Source organism: Phyllobacterium chamaecytisi (assembly GCF_020164455.1).
Classification (GTDB): Bacteria; Pseudomonadota; Alphaproteobacteria; order Rhizobiales; family Rhizobiaceae; genus Phyllobacterium; species Phyllobacterium chamaecytisi.
Window position 1 is genome coordinate 186,898 of the sequence record NZ_JAIQWW010000004.1, and the last position, 19,850, is coordinate 206,747.

20 protein-coding genes are annotated in these 19,850 nt (G+C 57.1%); 12 read left to right on the forward strand and 8 right to left on the reverse strand.

What is annotated here, in order from left to right:
- The first annotated feature begins 35 nt into the window (after positions 1-35).
- The 7 genes from LB462_RS08255 (at position 36) to LB462_RS08285 (ending at position 4,767) form a co-directional block, all read left to right on the forward strand.
- Complete coding sequence (locus tag LB462_RS08255) at positions 36-833, forward strand: DsbA family protein (RefSeq protein WP_224506817.1); 798 nt, start codon at positions 36-38, stop codon at positions 831-833.
- Positions 834-1,017: 184 nt separating this feature from the next.
- On the forward strand, positions 1,018-1,215 hold the full coding sequence (locus LB462_RS08260) for a hypothetical protein (RefSeq protein WP_224506819.1): 198 nt from the start codon (positions 1,018-1,020) through the stop codon (positions 1,213-1,215).
- A gap of 13 nt (positions 1,216-1,228) precedes the next feature.
- The gene (gene aroQ / locus LB462_RS08265) at positions 1,229-1,672 is read left to right on the forward strand and encodes a type II 3-dehydroquinate dehydratase (protein ID WP_224506821.1); all 444 of its coding nucleotides are present in this window, start codon (positions 1,229-1,231) and stop codon (positions 1,670-1,672) included.
- 36 nt (positions 1,673-1,708) lie between these two features.
- Complete coding sequence (gene accB / locus LB462_RS08270) at positions 1,709-2,176, forward strand: acetyl-CoA carboxylase biotin carboxyl carrier protein (protein WP_224506823.1); 468 nt, start codon at positions 1,709-1,711, stop codon at positions 2,174-2,176.
- Positions 2,177-2,186: 10 nt separating this feature from the next.
- A complete protein-coding gene (gene accC / locus LB462_RS08275; protein ID WP_224507114.1) occupies positions 2,187-3,548 on the forward strand; it encodes an acetyl-CoA carboxylase biotin carboxylase subunit in 1,362 nt (453 codons plus the stop codon).
- 48 nt (positions 3,549-3,596) lie between these two features.
- A complete protein-coding gene (gene aat / locus LB462_RS08280) occupies positions 3,597-4,166 on the forward strand; it encodes a leucyl/phenylalanyl-tRNA--protein transferase (RefSeq protein ID WP_224507116.1) in 570 nt (189 codons plus the stop codon).
- 187 nt (positions 4,167-4,353) lie between these two features.
- The gene (locus tag LB462_RS08285; RefSeq protein WP_112531301.1) at positions 4,354-4,767 is read left to right on the forward strand and encodes a VOC family protein; all 414 of its coding nucleotides are present in this window, start codon (positions 4,354-4,356) and stop codon (positions 4,765-4,767) included.
- Positions 4,768-4,789: 22 nt separating this feature from the next.
- On the opposite strand, the gene LB462_RS08290 is transcribed toward LB462_RS08285, so the two are convergent.
- The 5 genes from LB462_RS08290 to gatB all read right to left on the reverse strand — a co-directional run bounded on the left by LB462_RS08290 (position 4,790) and on the right by gatB (position 8,280).
- Positions 4,790-5,236: a DUF2155 domain-containing protein gene (locus tag LB462_RS08290; protein ID WP_224506825.1), complete on the reverse strand. Its 447-nt coding sequence runs from the start codon at positions 5,234-5,236 to the stop codon at positions 4,790-4,792.
- Positions 5,237-5,317: 81 nt separating this feature from the next.
- Positions 5,318-5,716 (reverse strand): NADH:ubiquinone oxidoreductase subunit NDUFA12, encoded by a 399-nt coding sequence (locus LB462_RS08295; protein ID WP_112531299.1) that lies wholly within the window; start codon positions 5,714-5,716, stop codon positions 5,318-5,320.
- 72 nt (positions 5,717-5,788) lie between these two features.
- A complete protein-coding gene (locus LB462_RS08300; RefSeq protein ID WP_370637091.1) occupies positions 5,789-6,271 on the reverse strand; it encodes a GNAT family N-acetyltransferase in 483 nt (160 codons plus the stop codon).
- Complete coding sequence (locus LB462_RS08305; protein WP_224506826.1) at positions 6,268-6,777, reverse strand: GNAT family N-acetyltransferase; 510 nt, start codon at positions 6,775-6,777, stop codon at positions 6,268-6,270. Before LB462_RS08305 ends, LB462_RS08300 begins: the two co-directional genes overlap by 4 nt.
- Positions 6,778-8,280, reverse strand: coding sequence for an Asp-tRNA(Asn)/Glu-tRNA(Gln) amidotransferase subunit GatB (gene gatB, locus LB462_RS08310; RefSeq protein ID WP_224506829.1), 1,503 nt, complete (start codon positions 8,278-8,280; stop codon positions 6,778-6,780).
- 308 nt (positions 8,281-8,588) lie between these two features.
- Here gatB and LB462_RS08315 point away from each other — a divergent pair, with 308 nt between their 5' ends.
- The 5 genes from LB462_RS08315 (at position 8,589) to LB462_RS08335 (ending at position 13,966) form a co-directional block, all read left to right on the forward strand.
- The gene (locus tag LB462_RS08315; RefSeq protein WP_224506830.1) at positions 8,589-9,266 is read left to right on the forward strand and encodes a FadR/GntR family transcriptional regulator; all 678 of its coding nucleotides are present in this window, start codon (positions 8,589-8,591) and stop codon (positions 9,264-9,266) included.
- Positions 9,263-10,549, forward strand: a complete 1,287-nt coding sequence (locus LB462_RS08320; protein ID WP_224506832.1) for a CynX/NimT family MFS transporter — start codon at positions 9,263-9,265, stop codon at positions 10,547-10,549. Before LB462_RS08315 ends, LB462_RS08320 begins: the two co-directional genes overlap by 4 nt.
- 78 nt (positions 10,550-10,627) lie before the next feature.
- On the forward strand, positions 10,628-12,571 hold the full coding sequence (locus LB462_RS08325) for an elongation factor G (protein ID WP_224506834.1): 1,944 nt from the start codon (positions 10,628-10,630) through the stop codon (positions 12,569-12,571).
- Positions 12,572-12,837: 266 nt separating this feature from the next.
- On the forward strand, positions 12,838-13,395 hold the full coding sequence (locus LB462_RS08330; protein ID WP_224506836.1) for an ankyrin repeat domain-containing protein: 558 nt from the start codon (positions 12,838-12,840) through the stop codon (positions 13,393-13,395).
- Between the two features lie 46 nt (positions 13,396-13,441).
- A complete protein-coding gene (locus LB462_RS08335; protein ID WP_224506838.1) occupies positions 13,442-13,966 on the forward strand; it encodes a YHS domain-containing (seleno)protein in 525 nt (174 codons plus the stop codon).
- 8 nt (positions 13,967-13,974) lie between these two features.
- Here the strand turns inward: LB462_RS08335 and LB462_RS08340 are convergent, their stop codons facing one another.
- The 3 genes from LB462_RS08340 to LB462_RS31405 all read right to left on the reverse strand — a co-directional run bounded on the left by LB462_RS08340 (position 13,975) and on the right by LB462_RS31405 (position 19,790).
- Positions 13,975-16,188: an adenylate/guanylate cyclase domain-containing protein gene (locus LB462_RS08340; RefSeq protein WP_224506839.1), complete on the reverse strand. Its 2,214-nt coding sequence runs from the start codon at positions 16,186-16,188 to the stop codon at positions 13,975-13,977.
- A 166-nt stretch (positions 16,189-16,354) separates the two neighbouring features.
- Complete coding sequence (locus LB462_RS08345) at positions 16,355-19,066, reverse strand: class I SAM-dependent DNA methyltransferase (RefSeq protein WP_370637099.1); 2,712 nt, start codon at positions 19,064-19,066, stop codon at positions 16,355-16,357.
- Between the two features lie 109 nt (positions 19,067-19,175).
- Complete coding sequence (locus tag LB462_RS31405) at positions 19,176-19,790, reverse strand: type IIL restriction-modification enzyme MmeI (protein WP_370637092.1); 615 nt, start codon at positions 19,788-19,790, stop codon at positions 19,176-19,178.
- Positions 19,791-19,850: the final 60 nt, after the last annotated feature.

Here is a 19,850-nt window from a genome sequence, read left to right on the forward strand (position 1 = left end):
GCGTTCCGACAGAATTTGAAAAAGGACAGTTCATCATGACAAAAGTCGCCCTGATCGGTGCCGCCGCCGGCATTGTTGGCGTTGCCGCCCTCGCCCTTGGCTATCAGGCCGGCCGGTCTGATGTCGTTGTCGCCAGTGCTGCGCCGGAGATGTCGTCAACCACCGCGTCCACGACTGACAGAGCTGAAATCGAAGGGATTGTGCGGAATTATCTGATCAATAATCCCGAGGTCATGATCGAGGTCCAGACCGCTCTCAATGCCAAGCAGGAAGCCGCGCAGAAGGAAGCTTCGACAGAGGTCATCAGCCAAAACCGGGATAAGATCTTCCAATCGCCGATGGATGCGGTTTTCGGCAATCCGAAAGGCGATGTCACAATCGTTGAATTCTTCGACTATAATTGCGGCTATTGCAAAAAAGCCTTGCCGGACATGGATGCCCTCCTGAAAAGCGATCCGAACCTTCGTTTCGTGATGAAAGAATTCCCGATCCTTGGCGCGGATTCAACGCGCGCACATATCGTCGCCAAGGCGTTCAAAGCGCTCATGCCGGACAAATATCTCGAGTTCCACCGTGATCTCCTCGGTGGCGAAGGACGCGCAACCGAAGCCTCGGCGATGGCCATTGCGGTCAAGTTGGGCGCAAACGAAGCCCAAATGCGGGAGAAAATGCTCTCTCCCGAAGTCACAAAGGCTTTCAACGAAAACTTCGAGCTGGCAAACAGCCTGAGCATTACCGGAACGCCGTCCTATGTCGTGGGCAATGAAGTCGTGCCCGGCGCACTTGGTGCGGATGTCCTTGCTGAAAAGATCAGCCATATTCGCAACAAATAGCCTGAATATTTACTTTTGCTTGGCAAAACCCTTTGTGGACAAGCAATAAGGGTGCTTTGCGGGCTTTTCGCTTGCCGATAAGCCGTCTATATGGGACCACCAATTGCGAGAGCGAGATAAGGTTATATTGATGTGTTCTGCCGGAGGGAATTCGTGGACAAGGTCAAGGGATTTGGCGAGGCCGATGTTTTTGCATCGGACGATGCCGAAGCCCGAAGGATTTGGCCCGAATTCACCCGGCCCTTCGGGTTTCCGGCTGGCGCACACCCACTTTGTCAGGCGGCTTCGTCCGATGAACCACATCGGCCTCGCCACCTTCCGCGTGGATTGTCTCGCCATCCGCAAAACAGAACGCCATCAATATAGCCTTGTCTCGCTCTAACCACGCGGTAATCATGAAACAGCAGATCTTTATCCTCAACGGCCCGAACCTGAATATGCTTGGTAAGCGTGAGCCGGGAATATACGGCGCCGCGACCTTGAGCGATATCGAGGTTCTGTGCCGTGCCGAAGGCGAAAATCTGGGCGTCGACATCGTATTTCGCCAGTCCAATCACGAAGGTGATCTGGTCAGCTGGATTCAGGAGGCAGGCGAGCAAAAGGCATTGGTTTTGATCAATCCTGCCGCCTACACGCATACATCCATCGCATTGCATGATGCCATCCGCGCTGCCGCCGTCACGCTGGTGGAGGTTCATCTTTCCAACATTCACGCGCGCGAGTCATTTCGCCATCACTCCTACGTTTCCCCTTTGGCTAAAGGGGTGATATGTGGCTTCGGGGTCGATGGCTACGTGATGGGCCTGCGCGCACTCGTCAAGCTGGCAGCGTCGCAATAGCGGACCGCCAAACAGGTATAAGGGGCTTGAAAAAGCATGGCTAACAGAACCACCGGGATCGATAAGGTCATGATCCGCGATCTCGCGGAAATCCTGAACGAGACCGACCTCACGGATATTGAGATCGAGCAGGGCGACCTTCGCATTCGCGTATCGCGGCAGATAACGATGCAGGCCGCAGCCCCGGTCTATGCCCAAGCCCCGATGGGCGCGGCTCCCGCTCCGGCGGCAACGGTCATTCCGGTCGCGTCTGCTGTCGCTGATCCCTCGAAGAATGCCGTCCCTTCGCCGATGGTCGGAACCGTGTATCTTTCCCCCGCGCCTGGTGCCCGCGCCTTTATCGAGGTCGGAACACAGGTCAAGGAAGGCCAGACGCTTCTGATCATCGAAGCCATGAAAACGATGAACCAGATACCGTCTCCACGTTCTGGTACGGTTACCGCCATCCTCGTCACAGACAGCCAGCCCGTCGAATATGGTGAGTTTCTGGTTGTGATCGAGTAGCGAGAGCATGATGTTTCAGAAAATACTCATAGCCAATCGCGGCGAGATTGCCCTGCGCGTCCTGCGCGCCTGCAAGGAGCTCGGCATCCAGACCGTTGCGGTCCACTCGACAGCCGACGCCGACGCCATGCACGTGCGGCTTGCCGACGAAAGTGTTTGCATCGGCCCACCTCCTTCCCGCGATAGCTATCTGAATATCCATCAGATTGTTGCTGCGTGCGAAATCACCGGCGCCGATGCGATCCATCCAGGTTACGGTTTTCTGTCGGAGAACGCCAAGTTCGCCGAGATCCTCGAAGCGCACAACATTACCTTCATCGGTCCGACTGCCGCGCATATCCGCATCATGGGCGACAAGATCGAGGCCAAGCGCACCGCGAAACGGCTCGGCATTCCGGTCGTTCCGGGTTCCGAAGGCGGCGTGACCGACGATAAGGAAGCGGCGCGCATCTGTGCGGAAATCGGTTACCCGGTCATCATCAAGGCTTCGGCAGGCGGCGGTGGCCGCGGCATGAAGGTCGCGATGAACGAAGAGGAGCTCTCGGTCGCCCTGTCAACCGCCCGCACCGAGGCGGGTGCAGCCTTTGGCGACGATGCCGTCTACATCGAAAAATACCTCCAGCAGCCGCGCCATATCGAAGTTCAGGTCATGGGCGATGGCTTTGGCAAGGCCGTCCATCTCGGTGAGCGCGACTGCTCGCTGCAGCGCCGGCATCAGAAGGTCTGGGAAGAAGCCAACTCGCCTGCCCTCAATTCCGATGAGCGTGAGCGCATCGGCATGATCTGCGCCAATGCCATGGCCGATATGGGTTATCGCGGCGCCGGCACCATCGAGTTCCTTTACGAGAATGGCGAGTTTTATTTCATCGAAATGAATACCCGCCTCCAGGTCGAACATCCTGTAACTGAGGCGATAACCGGCATCGATCTTGTGCACGAGCAGATCCGCGTTGCCTCCGGCGGTGGACTATCGGTAACGCAGGAGGATATTCGCTTCTCCGGTCATGCCATCGAATGCCGCATCAATGCGGAAGATCCGCGGACGTTTACGCCGTCACCGGGTACGATTACCCACTGGCATACGCCGGGGGGCCTTGGCATTCGCGTCGATTCAGGCGTCTATACGGGCTACAAGATTCCGCCCTATTATGACAGCCTCATCGGTAAGCTCATCGTTCACGGCCGTAACCGCGTCGAATGCATGATGCGCTTGCGCCGGGCGCTCGACGAGTTCGTTGTCGACGGTATCAAGACGACGCTGCCGCTGTTTCAGGATCTGATCAACAATCCTGACATTGCCAATGGCGATTATGATATCCATTGGCTGGAACATTATCTGGCTGGTGACGCAGCAGACGCTGCAGAAGAATAAGGCATGACGGGTAAGAACCCGCAAGAAGCATTCAGAATAGACCCCGAATTGTTGCTGCGCGCCTATGCAACCGGGGTTTTTCCCATGGCCGAAGAGGCGGACAATCCGGAAATTTTCTGGGTACGTCCGGAAAAGCGCGGCGTCCTCCCCTTCGAGAATTTCCACGTTTCGCGCAGCCTGCGCAAGACAGTGCGCCAAGGCCGTTTCGACATTCGCTACGATACCGATTTCGCGGGCGTTATTGCCGGTTGTGCCAGCGGCAGCGGCGAACGCGCCCGCACATGGATCAATCGCCCGATCCGCGAAGCCTATGGCAAGCTGTTCGACCTTGGCTATTGCCACACCGTCGAAGCCTGGCGCGACGGAAACCTTGCTGGCGGCCTCTACGGGATCGCACTGGGATCGGCATTTTTCGGCGAAAGCATGTTCTCACGCGAACGCGATGCGTCGAAAGTCTGCCTCGTCCATCTGGTCAGCCATCTGATCGGAAAAAATTTTACGCTGCTCGACACCCAGTTCACCACCAATCATCTGGAAACCTTCGGCGCAGTCGAGGTCCCCCGGCGCCAATACCAGAAGATGCTGGAAAATGCCTTGGCGCAGCCAGCCGAATTCTAGGGTGTGTTGTTATTCGCACCATGACGGTCTGCAAACGGCACTTTTCTGCGATCCGGTGCTCCGTCGCGTATCCAGTTGTATTGTTGGAACCCGACCAACGTTCAAAACATTCCTGAGAAGAATGTCGGGGAGCTGCAATTCCGTTCGTCCTTGAGACGGAACAACCCAAGCCACAAGGAGAACTATCGTGAGACTCAATGCTTATTTGAACTTCGACGGTCAATGTGAGGAAGCCTTCAAATTTTACGAGAAAGTGCTGGGCGGAAAGATCGAGTTCATGGTCCGCTATGACGAGATGCCCGAAGGCAACACGTCGGCGCCGGAACTGGCCAAAAATATCATGCATGTCAGCATGAAAGTCGGGGATACGATGCTGATGGGATCAGATGCACCGCCGCCTTATTTTCAGAAGGCACAGGGCATGACCGTGAGCATCAACACGGATAAACCTGATGAAGCAGACCGTGTGTTTGCCGAACTCTCTGAAGGCGCTACCAGCATCATGATGCCGATCGGAGAAACATCCTGGGCCACACGGTTTGCCATGTTCGTCGACCGTTATGGCACACCCTGGATGATCAACTGCTCGAAGCCAATGTAGGCTATCAGCTTTGGTGAACTAATTAATTCTGGGTTCCGCCCGTCTGGGCGGCATCCGGGGCTGGAACGTCCGACTTCTGTTTGCAAGCCTTTAGCCACACATCGTACACCGGGTGCTCGACCGCATTGAGGCCGGGGCTATCGGCAAACATCCAGCCAGAAAAAATCTTGCGGATTTTGCGGTCCAGCGTGATCTCATCGACTTCGACGAACGTATCTGTCTTCGGCTTCTCCGTATCGGGACGCGTGTAGCAGACATGCGGCGTCAATTGCAGCGCACCGAATTGCACCGTCTCGTTGATGTAGACGTCGAAGGTGGTGATTCGTCCGGTGATCTTGTCGAGGCCGGAAAAGACGGCAATCGGATTTGAAATCTTCTCGGTCGATTGGGCCGATGCACCGGAGACAGCACTGCATAGACCAGCAGTGATCAGCCCGACGGCAAGAGAGCGAAATTTCCGACTGATCATGTCATTTCCGGTTAAGCGCGCACAAGAGGATTTCGATTCCAGCCTGTCGATAAAGAGCAAATGTGGCAGAAGAAGACCCGACTAGGCGCCCGGTGTCCAGGCATCGTAATCGCCGGTCACGGTCGGCCGGTTATCGCCATGCGCAATCGAACCCTGCGGTCGATAGGCAGCGGCGGAACCGGTGAGATTCGCCTGATGATTCTTTTCCCAAGGATACGGCTTATAGTTTTCCTGCGACGGCGCAGTGTCAACCCTGTGGTGTATCCAGCCGTGCCAGCCGGCAGGAATAGCCGAAGCTTCCGCATAGCCGTTGTAGATTACCCAGCGTCGCTTGCGCCCTTCCGAATCGAAGGTGCCCTCGTAATAGACGTTGCCGAACTGATCTTCGCCAACTTTCGTGCCTTTGCGCCATGTGAAGAAGCGGGTACCGAGTGTCGGTCCATTCCACCACGTGAAAAACTGGGTCATGAAGGTCTTCATAGCAATCCTGCTTGGAATGTTGCCATTAGCAACTCATGGGTTTATGGCCGTATCATTGCCCGATAGCAAGGGTCAAGTTGACGCTGGAGCCAAGCGCATTTTGAATCCCGCGTGGCTCTTCTCGAAACCAAGCCGCTCGTAAAAACGGTGCGCATCCTGGCGCTTGGCGTTTGATGTCAGCTGCACCAGTGCAATGTCACGCTCACGCGCAACATCAAGGCAATGCTGGATCAACTTCGCGCCAATTCCCTTGCCGCGCATGTCGACTCGTGTTTGCACCGCTTCGATAGCCATTCTTTTGGTGCCACGACCTGTGAGCGACGTAACGAAGGTCACTTGTGCGGTGGCAACCACCTCATCCTTGAGAACGCCGACGAAGAGCAGATCGTTTGGACTGGCTTCGATCGTGGCAAAGGCACTTTCGTAAAGTGGCAACGCCTCCGAATCGGTTGTATCGCCGTGACCACCGATCGGATCATCGGCAAACAGCGCAATCAGCGCTCGCAGGTCATCGATCATTGCCTGCCGGAACGTCACATCAATTTCGGCTGTCACGGTGCGAGCTCAAATCCAGTCAGGGATTTCTCCAGCACCACTACTGAGATACCGGAATTCGGCTCACCCCAGTTTTCGATCCGGTTGTTGGTACGCTCGAATCCCCTGCTTTCATAAAAGCTCAGAGCCCTATGATTCGATTCGATAACTTCGAGCTGCAGCGCGTAGACACCGGGAAAGGCACTCTCCATTTCCGCCAGCAGCAACGAACCCACACCCTTCTTCTGATGTTCCGGATGCACATAGAGCTGGTTGAGGATCGAAAGCTTGTGATCCTTCTGCGACGCGTAGGCCATTCCCATGATATCGGCGCCATCATCGGCGATGATGAATTCCGAATAGGGTTTTGCCAATTGCTTCTTCAACGCATCGAGCGAATGATAGCGATCAGTGATCGCCTTCACTTTTTCGACGCCGTAAACATCGTCATAGGTCGCGTGCCAGGTCAGGGCGAGCATGTCGCGCACCGCATCCAGATCTTCCTTCGTTGCGCTGCGAACCCACATCTATTCGGTTATCCCGAGTTTTGCCTTGACCATGTCGCTGAGAACCTGAGGATTGGCCTTGCCGCCTGTCGATTTCATCACCTGTCCGACGAACCAGCCGGCAAGGCTTGGCTTTGCTTTGGCCTGCTCAACCTTGTCGGGATTGGCGGCGATGACATCATCGATGGCTTTTTCGATCGCGCCGGTGTCCGTGACCTGCTTCATGCCCCGGCTTTCCACGAGTTCGCGGGGATCGCCACCTTCGTTCCAGACGATCTCGAAAAGATCCTTGGCGATCTTGCCGGAAATCGTGCCTTCCTTGATCAAATCGATCACGGCGCCGAGTTGTTCCGGCGACACAGGCGATTCCTCTATGCCTTTGCCGGCCTTGTTCAAGGCCCCGAGCAGATCATTGATCACCCAGTTGGCAGAAAGCTTGCCATCGCGGCCCTTGGCAACAGCTTCGTAGTAATCGGCAATGGCTTTTTCCGTCACCAAAATAGATGCGTCATAGACGGAAAGCCCCAGCTCCGAGACGAGGCGTGCCTTCTTGTCGTCCGGCAGTTCCGGCAGGTCAGCCTTCAGCTCTTCGACATAGGACTGCTCGAATTCGAGCGGCAGGAGATCTGGATCAGGAAAATAGCGATAGTCATGCGCCTCTTCCTTGGAGCGCATCGAACGTGTCTCGCCCTTTACCGGATCGAAGAGTCGTGTTTCCTGATCGATGGACCCGCCGTCTTCAAGGACGGCAATTTGGCGGCGCGCCTCATATTCAATGGCCTGACCAACAAAGCGGATCGAGTTTACGTTTTTGATCTCGCAGCGTGTGCCGAATTCACCGCCGGGCTTGCGCACCGAGACGTTGACGTCGGCACGCATCGAGCCCTCATCCATATTGCCGTCGCATGTGCCGAGGTAGCGTACGATTGTCCGCAGCTTGGTGAGGTACGCCTTCGCTTCATCGGAGGAGCGCATGTCCGGCTTGGAGACGATCTCCATCAGCGCCACGCCGGATCGGTTCAGATCCACGTAGGACATCGTCGGATTCTGGTCGTGCAGTGATTTGCCGGCATCCTGTTCCAGATGCAGACGCTCGATGCCGATTTCGATGTCCTCGAACTCGCCCTTTTTATCTGGGCCGACCGAGATGATCATCTTGCCTTCGCCGACGATAGGCTGCTTGAACTGGGATATCTGGTAACCCTGCGGCAGGTCGGGATAGAAATAGTTCTTGCGGTCGAAAACCGACTTCAGATTGATCTGCGCCTTGAGGCCAAGCCCTGTACGGATTGCCTGACGCACGCACCATTCGTTGATCACCGGCAGCATCCCCGGCATGGCGGCATCGACCAGCGAAACATTCTCGTTGGGCTCGGCGCCAAAAGTGGTCGATGCACCGGAAAACAATTTCGAGTTGGAGGTGACCTGCGCATGAACTTCCATGCCGACGACGATCTCCCAATCGCCTGTGGCACCTGAAACAAAACGCTTGGGTTCCGGCGTACGCGTATCAACGAGAGTCATGCTGGTGTGTAATTCCTGGCTAAAATTGTCTGCGAGACCCATTGAAAATTTAGCCTGATGAGACAGCTGATGTGGTTTTCGAGAACCGGAGCGCAGTGGACATTTTCGTCCATGAGCACCGGAAGCGCAGAAAATCGCGTCAGATGTCCATCAGGATGGATTTGCAATAGGTCTCGCCATACTGGCTAGTGCAAACTGCCCAATGAGGCAAGTCTTTCGCGCCTTAGGCAGTGATATGTCGTTCGGTTGACAAAGCCAAACGTCAAGATTATTCATTAAGTCATCAGATGACTTTAGGAATTATCCTCATGCAGCCCGCCGTGCGTACCAATCTTGCAGACACCGCGATTCAGAATATTCGCGCTGAAATCACCACCAGCCGCTGGCAGATAGGAGAGCGCATCCCGAATGAAGCGACGCTTGCCGACATGCTGGGCGTCAGTCGCGGCACCGTGCGGGAAGCCGTTCGCGTCCTCGTTTCTCAGGGCATCCTTGAAACCAGACAGGGCTCAGGCACTTACGTCCGCTCGGCGATCGACGCGGAGGACAGTCTGCTCCGAATCCGGCGAACCGGGCTTCGCGATCAGGTCGAGACGCGTTGTGCGCTCGAAGTAGAGGCCGCGCGCCTTGCGGCAACGCGACATACACCGGAGGTCGTCGCAGAACTTCGGCAAATGCTTGGCGATCGCGGCGAGTACAACCCCGCCGATCATGATCGCTATGTCGAACAGGACCTTGCATTTCACAAGGCGGTTGTTGCCGCTTCCGGAAACAGCGCACTCATCGAGGTCTACGAGTTCTTCTCGACTTCGACCCAGGAAATCATCAAGGCCACGGTAACCGGCGAACTCCCTGAACCCGATATGGCTGCCCATTCCGCCATCATCGATGCCATCGCCTCGGGCGATCCGGAGAAAGCAACTCTCACCACCCGGGCTTTCATGGCTCCCATTCTTCTTGAACTCGATCGGCTTCTCGCATCATGAACCAGCATATATCCCACAGCTCCGGACCACAGGATATCGCCAGCGAGCAATTGATCGATGCCGAAGCCGACAGCGTTCCACAGCCCAGGCCTCCGGTTTTTGCAAGCCGTGCCGCACAGATCGTCACGGGGTTGAGCCTCGTCCTCATCGCCTTCAATCTCCGTCCGGTCTTTTCCAGCGCTTCTGCGCTCTTGCCGGAGATCATTGAACAGACGGGGCTGTCCTCTTTCGGCGCCGGCGTTCTGACAACCCTGCCCGTCGTCTGCCTTGGCGTCTTCGCCCCGCTCGCGCCAAGGCTGGCACAGCGCATCGGCGCCGAACGCACGCTGCTTGCCGTGCTGCTGCTTCTTGCATTGGGCACCGCGTTGCGCGGCTTCGGCTCGCTGCCATTGCTGTTCTTCGGGACTGCCCTTGCCGGTTCCTGTATTGCCGTCGGCAACGTTCTGCTTCCGGGCCTTGTGAAACGCGACTTCGCCTCGAGAACCGGCATGATGACCGGCCTTTATACCATGGCGCTCTGTGCAGGAGCAGCCAGCGCAGCCGGTTTCACTCTGCCCTTGCAGCGCGTGCTCGGCGGCTCCTGGTCCCTGGCGCTTGGTGCATGGGCGCTGCCGGCCATAATTGTCGCGGTGATCTGGTTCCCGCATGCATTCTTCAGGAAAGTCCGCACAAAACATGCCGGCTTCAGGGTTGAAGGTCTCTGGCGCGATCGACTTGCCTGGAAGGTCACCCTGTTCATGGGGCTGCAATCGGCCTTGGCTTACTGCGTTTTCGGCTGGCTATCGCCGATCCTGCGCGAGCGCGGGCTCGACGGCGTTACAGCGGGCGTCGTGGTATCCGTGTCGGTCATGGCGCAGGTTTTTGCCTGCCTCCTCGTTCCGTCGATCGCAGTGCGCTGCAGGGACCAGCGCCTCCTCAATGTAGCGCTCGTTACGCTGGCGGTCACCGGCCTGCTCGGTTTTCTGTTCGCACCCTTGTCAACGGTCTGGGTGTGGGCTTTCGTCCAAGGGCTTGGTCAAGGCGGACTGATTGCCATAGCCATGACCATTATTGTTTTGCGATCACCGAATGCACACGTGGCGTCGCATCTTTCCGGCATGGCACAATGCATCGGCTATATGCTTGCCGCGACCGGTCCGCTTCTGGTCGGGCTTATTCACAGCCTCACCGGGAGTTTCGCCGCCACAGCTGTGCTATTCGTCCTTCTCGGGCTTGGAGCGGCCCTGTTCGGTTGGGGCGCCGGGCGATCGACCCACGTTGGCGCGAAAACAATCGAGCTTTGATAGTGCCACCCTAGCGCTTTGCGCCAGTCTGGGGCATCCTAGCACTGGAGTTTGTTGTTCGTGGCAGGGAGGAACGCCATGCGCTGCTTTACGGTACTCGGTCCCTCGCAGGCCGGGAAATCCACGCTCGTGGAAAAACTGGCCGCACTGGAAGGTGCATCGAAAAAATCCATCTCTCCATACGGATTGGGCCTGACGGAATTCGAGTTCGGGAACGAAGCATGGTGTGCGCTGGATGCGCCTGGATCGGGTGAGGCCCTGGCCCACGCCCAGCATGCGCTTTTAGCCAGTGATGCCTGCATCTTGTGTGTGTCGCCAAACCCCGAGGAAGCTGTTCTTGCGGCTCCCTACCTGCGGGCGATCGAAGCTTCGGGAACACCGTGCATCGTGTTCGTGAACCGGATGGACGAACCAAGGGGGCGGCTCAGAGACGTCATAGCCTCGCTCCAGGACTTTGCCAGCCACACTTTGCTCCTGCGGCAGATCCCCATCCGCGAAGGCGACAAGATCGTCGGCAGTTGCGACCTCATTTCGGAGCGTGCCTGGCGCTACCGCGAGGGCCAGACATCCGCACTGGTCGAGATACCCACTGATGTTGTGGAACGCGAACACGAAGCGCGTGCCGAACTTCTCGAACATCTCTCCGAATTCGACGACTGGCTGCTGGAGGAACTCATCGAAGACCGCGAACCGGCCAGCGATGCTATCTATGCCATCTCGTCGCGCGTTCTGCGGGAAAACAGGATCATCCCCGTTCTCGTCGGCGCCGCAAGCCATAGCAACGGCATAATGCGCCTGATGAAGGCGCTGCGCCACGAAGCGCCGCAATACGATGCTCTTCGCGCGCGCCTTGCAGCGGCCACCAACATCAAAGAGGCGGCGTTGGTCGGCGTGAGCTTTCACGCCTACCACCGCCAGAACGTCGGCAAGACAGTGCTTGTCCGTGCTCTCAGTGATGGCCTCAAGCAAGGGTCCCTGCTTGCCGGCTCCCGTTTGGGACCAGTGCAGGATTCTGGAACCGGCAAACCCGTTTCAGTGGCGATACTCCCCGGCGACGTTTTCGCCACTGTCAAATCGGACCACCTGCCTGTTCCATCGCTGCTGACACCCGATGCAGCCGTCGCATCGCCGGCATGGACAACGCCGCCTACCCCCATGCTGGAACGCATATTGGTACCCGACAGCGAACGGGACGAAACCAAGCTCTCCGAAACGCTGGCAAAGCTCGCAGAGACCGATCACGGCCTCAAGGTCATGCAGGAGGAAGGGACCGGCGCCCAACTGATTTGCGTTCAGGGACCGGTGCATTTGCGTGATCTCTGCAAGACCCTGGCGGAAGTCTTTCATGTCAACGTAACCGACCGCCAACCGAGCCCGGTTTATCGCGAGACGATCTCGAAAACATCGGATGTTCACTACCGCCATCGCAAACAGACCGGCGGTGCCGGACAATTCGCCGATGTGAAGCTGAGCATCCACCCAAATGAACGCGGCGAAGGCTTCAGCTTCGGTGAAACGGTCAAAGGTGGTGCTGTTCCGCGCAATTTCATTCCCGCAGTCGAGGCCGGAGCTCGCGAAGCGATGGAGAAAGGCCCACTGGGTCTTAGAGTCATCGATGTCGGCGTAACGCTGACCGACGGCCAGCACCATTCCGTGGATAGTTCCGAATTCGCATTCCGGGCCGCGGGCAAAATGGGGGTGCGGGACGCGCTGGCCCAGGCATCCGCCGTGCTCATGCAGCCAATCTTCCGTGTGGAGATCCACATTCCTTCCATTTACTCCGGCAGTCTTGTGCCGATCGTCTCCGCCTTCAAGGGCCAGGTCCTGGGCTTCGACCGCGATGAAAGCGCCAAGGGATGGGATGTTTTCCGCGCGCTCATTCCCGGCAGTGCACTCGACGAACTGGCGCGCTCGCTGCGCTCCGCGACACAGGGCATCGGCACATTTTCGAAGAACTTCGATCATTTCGAAGAACTTTATGGGAAAGAGGCCGATGCGATCATCAGCGCGCACGCAGGCTGAATGCCGGGATGTGTCGAGATTCACGATCATGACGAGGCGAAAACGGTGGTTTTCGAGAAGCGGAGCGGAGCGTACTTATGGTACGTGAGCACCGGATCGGAGAAAAATGCCGTTTGCAGACCGTCATGGCGTGAATATCACACATCCTAATCCCTACGGGTTAATTCCGGTCCAAGGCCCAATGTGATACTTTCCCGCGTTCCGCTCATGGATGCTGAGACGGGGGACGTTCGGTGAACTTTTTTTGCGTTGCATTTATCGGAGGAATGTTGGGGGTCTCGTCCGCGCTGGCGGGGCCGCTGCATGACGCCGCCAAAAATGGCGATGTCGCAACCGTTAAACAATTGCTGGATCAGGGTGCCGACATTGCGCAACCGGATGATGCCGGCGAGCCGGTTCTGCTTATTGCATCGCTTGCCGGAAAGCGGGACGTGGTGGCTATTTTGCTTGAACGCGGCTCGAACATCGAAATTCGCAACAAAGGCGGGCTGACGGCTTTGCACGCTGCTGCCTATAGCGGAAATCTCGATACGGTAAAGTTGCTGGTTGCGAAGGGTGCAGCAATCAATGACGAAAAGAACTTCTATCACATGACACCTCTGCACGCTGCGGCCGAAGAAGGCCATGCCGATGTGGTCGCATTTCTATTGACCAACAAGGCTGAAGTCGAACCAAAAGAACGCAACGGTTATACGCCACTCACCCAGGCTGGATGGCGGGAACATTGGGATGCGGCTGCCCTGCTGATGAAGGCGGGCGCTGAATGCCAGAAGGCCGATCTGGTCGGCCAATGGCTTTTTACCGAGTGCACCAAGCGCAAATGACGGCTGGTCGCCGGTAACACCGCACCGGGATAAGGGAGAAACTGAAATGCTGGAACACCGCTTGAAACGCAAGTTTCAAATTGCTGCATCTATGGCTGCGGCCGTGATGCTGCTCTCGTTCACGCCGCCTGCCGGGGCCGAAGAACTCGTCAACACCGGCTATTTCGGCGACGTGGCAATCAAGGGCTATGACCCGGTCGCCTATTTCACGCAGAACCAGGCTGTCCAGGGCTCCGACAAGTACTCATACCGCTGGCTTGGCGCTACATGGCAGTTTGCCAGCGCAGAAAATAGAGACCTCTTCATCGCAGAACCTGCAAAATATGCTCCGCAATATGGCGGCTATTGCGCAGACGGCGTTTCGTTCGGGACGGTCACGACCAATGTCGACCCGAAAGCCTGGCGGATCATCGAAGGCAAACTGTACATAAGCTATGATCCGGGAGCCGCGGATGGGTTTGAAAAGAACCCGACCAAGCTCACCGACTCGCGCAAGCACTGGTCGGATGTGGAGCACACGCTCGTTGCAGAGAAGTTGCAGACGGATTGGCAGAAGGCCCCCGCGAACTGACAGGTACCTCAAGGGGTAATGGAAAAATACATCAAGGCGCGCGGCGTGACATGAACATATTTCGCGTCGCGCTGCTCCGGCGCCGTATTGCGGTAAACATAGCCGCAGACCATCCGATCCAGGAAATAGCCCCCGAACCGCTCGCATAGGCGATTGCCGCGAACTTCGATCAAGCCGGTTATATTCGTGTTGGCGCTGCGGTATGCGGTGTTTCCGGCCGTGTCGAAATACTGGATGAACTCGGTGCCGTTCTTGTGCTTGCCCGTCCAGGTCTTGTCGTTGACCATCGCCCTCAATTCCGCCTCACCGACCTGGTCGGCTGGATTGGCTTCAAAGCCGAACGGCCACTCGGGCACCCCGGCAGCGCGCAGCCCGTTCAGATGATGGCGCAGATCGTCTTCCCGCCAATAATCATAGAGATAGCCGTAATAGGTCAGATTGGTGTCTGGAAACAGTTCCAGCAATTTTCCCGTTTCCCGGGATGCAAGTGTCCGGTCGCCACGATCCACATAGGCGGCAGCAAGATATTCACGTGCGGGCTCCGCCTTGGGAAGAGCATCGCGCGCGGTCTCCATCAGGGGAACCGCCCGTTCGCTGTCGCGCGCCGTGTAAAAAACAATACCAGCAAGCAACTGAAGGCTTGGCGGTGGTGTGGGATCGAGCCGCAACGCCTTTTCCATCTCGGTCATCGCCTGCGCGTGGCTGCCGGTCTGTGCCAGGATAAGGGCAAGATTGCCGACAATCTCCGCGTCGTTCGGCTGTGCCGCAACCGCCCTGTTGGCGGAATCCCTCGCCTCTGTCTCGCGCCCGTCGACCAGCTGCAGAAGCGCGAGCACCGTATGCGCACGAGCGTTATTTGGATCCAGCTTCAGGGCCTGACCCGCTGCGTCGTAGGCGATCTTTCGCGCCACCGCAGCCGACCAGAGATAGTTGTAATCGTTGCGCCAGACATCCACTGCCACGCGGGCGATGCCTGCATGGGCATTGGCGAAATTTGGATCGAGATCGAGTGCCTTCTGGTAGTATGACAAGGTTCGCCGGTAAGTATCGACGTCGCTGTAATAAAAGCCCTCCTGTTCCGCTCGAAGATAATAGTCATAGGCCTCGAGATTCTCGGTCGGTATGCGCGCCAGCTGGTCACGCTCGCCTTCGCTCAGCTTGACTTCAAGCGCAGAAATGATCTTGCCGATGACATCGTCCTGAACCGCGAAAAGGTCGGCATATTGGCGATCATATCGCTCAGCCCACAAAGAAAGACCGGTAAGCGCATCGATCAGCTTGACGTTGATCCGCAGCCGGGAATCTGCACGCTGCAAGGTCCCCTCAAGAACGTAATGAACGCCGAGTTCCGCCGCCACATCCTGAATCTTTCCGGCCGTATCATGGATGGCGAAAACCGAATGACGGGCGATCACGAACAGGCCAGAGACCTTTGAGAGCTCGGTGATGAGATCGTCTGTCAGTCCCGCCGCAAGGTGGTCATGATCCGTGTCGCCGCTCACATTGATGAAAGGCAGGACAGCCACCGAAGGCTTGTCCGGCAGCGGATAGGCAAATCGCTCGACTAGTGACGCAGGCTGGAACAACTGCGCAGGTCTCCACCACAGCAATCCTGCGCCGAGCAACGTCAAAACAAGGACTGCGACGGCTGGCACGCGCCATCGGCGCAAGCGTCTGCGGGCGCCGACTGTCTTGCCCGCTCCGGCAGGGTCGAGCACGACGCGATATACCCGGATCGGCTCGGCGATGTTTTTGACCATCTGCTCACCGAGCGACACATAGCCAATCGGGAGCTTCGATTTCACCTGATCATAGGTCGTTCCGGAAATCGCAATGCCGCCAGGTTCCGCGAGCGTCTGTATCCGGTCGGCAATATTGACGCCGTCGCCGTGAATATCCTCGCCCTCGACCATGATGTCCCCGAGATTGACACCAATGCGAAAAACCAGACGCTTTTCCTTTGGCACGGCAGCATTGCGCTCAGCCTTTTCGCGCTGCACCTCGACCGCACAACGCAATGCGGCGACCACGCTTTGGAACTCGACCAGCAGGCCGTCACCCATTGTCTTGACCAGCCGCCCATTATACTCGGCGATGTTCGGCTCGAGGACTTCGCTGAGGTCATCCTGAAAACGGGCGCGCGTTCCCTCCTCGTCGATCTGGCTCAAATGGCTGTAACCGACGACATCAGCAATCAAAACGGCTGCAAGACGGCGCTCCATGCCCGGCCCCCGAGAGCAATTCCAGGAAAAGTGTGAAGCGGTTTTTCCGTCCGGAATTGCGTAAAAACAAGGAGCACGACGGCTCCCGCCATATCTTATAGCAGGTCAGGTAGCGATACCATTGCGCCGGCAAGGGTTCCTGCCATCTCACGAGAAGCGCAAAATCTCACGCAGCACGGCGATAGGAGAATGTCTTGCCGCCATCGGTTGTTGAGATCAGCCCCATCCGGTACAGCGAGATGAGCACGCTCGAAACCGCCGGACGCGCTTTCTGCCCCTGTTTGAAACCAGCGGCGATACGCGTGGCATCCAGTTCACCGCCACTCTCGATCAACGCATTCATGACAAGAGCCGTCTGCGCGATGTCGTCGGCAGGGAATGCAGGCTTTGCACCGGATTTCACGATGGCGGCTTCAGGTCCGAAATCAGCCTCGATCTGCTTGGCCTTTTCTTTCTCCGAACCGAAGCGCGGTATCTGGTAGTCTGGGCGCAACCAGCGCACCAGCCCTCGCTTTTCTTCCCTAACGCGCTCCTTGTTCAGCGCAACGAGACGAGAAAGCACTTCTTCCTCCGGCAAATCGACCGGCCAGCCATACGCCTCGGCGACAGCCACATCGAGCCGCTCGTGCAATTCCTTCAGAATCAACACCAACCCATCATCGAAGATACGGCGCTCCTTGGCATCGAGATCGGCGGGTTTGGTACCTGCCCTCAAGCGTTCCAGCACGTTGTAAAGGCCGGTCAGCGTGAGGTGTTCGTGTTCAGCCAGAACGCGTTTGCGATGGGCGTCGAGTTCTTCGGCAACGGCGCCGATGGCGGATATCTGCGCTTCGTTTGCATCGGGAAATGGGAAGGGGTCGAACCCTTTCGACTTAGTGTATATCGGACGATCCTCAAGTGTTCCGCCGGTAGCTAACGCCCAATTTACATGGATCAACGAGGACAATACTCCAATTGCAAACCCGGTTGAAAGTCCAAAACAGATCAGCCGGTTGTCTGGAAGAATCTTGGTGTCGAGAAATTGAAAAACTCGGTGTTTGGCCGTTTCAACAGTGGCAATATAGCGCGAAAGATTGGACAGGGCCGGTCGCAGATCCTTGCGAGGTTCCCCAAAAATCCACCAGCTATCGCGGTAACTCTCCCGATTATTCCAGTCACGGCCCACTTTCTTTTCTTTGCCATCCACGATTTCGATCTTCTCTTTAACTTCAAGCTTGACGTGCTGATAAACCTCCGGAAAACGATTGCGCACTTGCTCGGCTGTTAAACCAAAAAGATCGATCGCCATGACACCGCGTGGCCTATCCATGAGATCTCGGCCATTTCGGTAAATGCGGACATGGTCTTCCAAACCCTCCCGCCTCCCAAGACCCAGATGTTCAGCCTCAGGCAATGAAATGATAAACCCAGAGCCGTGGAGCTTCATGCCCGGCGAGCAAATACCAAAATTTGACGTCAGTTCGACGGCCGCCGTCACGTCCGCACCAACCGTCAAATCCGAGTTGATCTTACCGCGCTTCTCGGCAAACAAGATCACCGGGCCATCAGTATCTACCCCTTCTTCCGCAGTGACCTCCATTAGCAGTCCATCGAACTTGCCAGTCTCGACCACAGTCATGGCAATGCGGACGGCAGCACTATCTCTCGTCACCTTGGTCCACGGGTGGTCTGGAATAGCCATGACCAGCGATAGCGGCTTCTTGGCATTGAGATGCGGTTCCATCACCCGACGCTGGAATACCTGACTGATGGAGTTGGTGGTCACGTAGCCAAAACGCTCAAGCCCCGAACCCTTCCGCAACAGAATCTCCGCTGAGCGATCCCACCAGTACATGACGAAATCGGCGCTTTCATTCATATGCTTGTGGGCCTTCCACAGCGCTTCGGCGTAAGCGCTGCCCATGCGGGCGCGCATATCCTTGCCTCCAACGAAAGGCGGGTTGCCGACGATATAATCCGCCTTGGGCCAGTCCGGGCGGCGCGGGTTCGGATAGGTCTCCTTGCCGTCCACAAAACGCGGCAGCGGATATCCATCCCATTTCAGAACCGCATCCATGCACTGGATATTGTGAAACGCGCGCAGGATCGGCTCCGATGGTGCCGCCCCCTTGGTGCGGAAATGCCACTGCAGATGGCCGATCCACAGTACGAGTTCCGCTATCGCCGCCGCTCGCGGGTTAAGCTCCATGCCAAGGAACTGATGCGGGTCGACCGTGTGGCTCGAAAGTTTCAGCACATCCTGTCCGCCAAGATCGGCGAGAGCTTCCAGCACTTCGCCCTCCAGCCGCTTCATCAGCTCCAGCGAGACATAGAGGAAATTGCCGGTGCCGCAGGCAGGGTCCAGCACACGCGTTTCGCATAAGCGGTTATGGAATTCCTGTACGGTTTTTACCGCCGCATCATTGCGGCCTTCCGCATTCTGCCGCTCGGCAGTGGAAAGCACCTGTCCCCATTCGGCGCGCAACGGATCGATGATGGTCGCAATCACCAGCCGCTCGACATAGGCCCGCGGCGTATAATGCGCTCCGAGGCGGCGGCGGTCAGTTGGGTCAAGAGCCTGTTCGAGAAAGGTGCCGAAGATCGCTGGCTCGACATCCTTCCAATCATAGGTGGCAGCCGCCGCAAGCTCGCCGATTTCTTCCTTGGCGAGTTTCAGCGCCCGCCGGTTTTTAAAAAACTCGCCGTTGAACTTCTTCACCTTTACGCGAATTCCAGCCGCAAACTCCCCCTCATCCATTGCCTTCCACAAATCCTCCATCATCCCGGAGAAGATTTCAGGCTTTTGCGCACAATCCTTGAGAAGCTCCTTGAAGCTATCTTTGGGCAGGAGTTCCACATCCTCGGCAAACATGGTGAACAATACTCGCATCAGGAACATCGCCACTTCTTCAGTTGCGTGTCCCGCCTCCTCCAGCGCCTTTGAAACCTTGGCAATGCGCGTCGCAATCTCGCGCGTAACCTTGGCCGCATGACGCGACGGATCAAGCTCAAGCGGCGCTGTCCAGATTGCTTTCAGCCGCTCGCGCACATCCTTGTCGCGCAAGTCTTCCAGGTAGATGCGGAAGGGATCGCCGGTCCGGAAACTGGTCGTAAGCTTTTCCGTCGCGGCGGAAATTTGCATAGACCTCGATGCAATGGCCGACATCGCAGATGAGCACGAAGGGTGGCGGTTCATGCGAGGCCGGCAGAAGGCGGACATAGTTCTCCGCTTGGCTCCGCGCATTCAGCATCAGCACATCCCAAGCCCGGTTCGCGCTTCTGCGTCCAAGTGGAGCCGTTTCAAATCCGGGAAGTTTTGGCGCCGCCGGTTCATCCGCGAGCTTCTTGTCGCCGGAATAGCGGCTTTGTTTGGCTTCGAGGATGAAACAATCACGTTTGTAGAGGTCGATCCGTTTATTCGAGGCAGCGCCGTCGCGCCCTGCCTCCCGGACCACCCGTTCGAAGACATAATCATTGGTTTCACTGATAGCTGAGGCTGGTTGTGGACGCGGTACCTCCAGAACATCGCAAAGCTCACTCAGAAACATCGCATAATTGGCCCGCTCCTGCCCGCCTTCCAGCCCCTGCCACTTCTTTAGGAACGCGTCGACTGCTTCTGACACCCTGATTCTACCCCATTCGCCCCACTGCGATACTAAGACTGTATGACCACCACGTAAGTC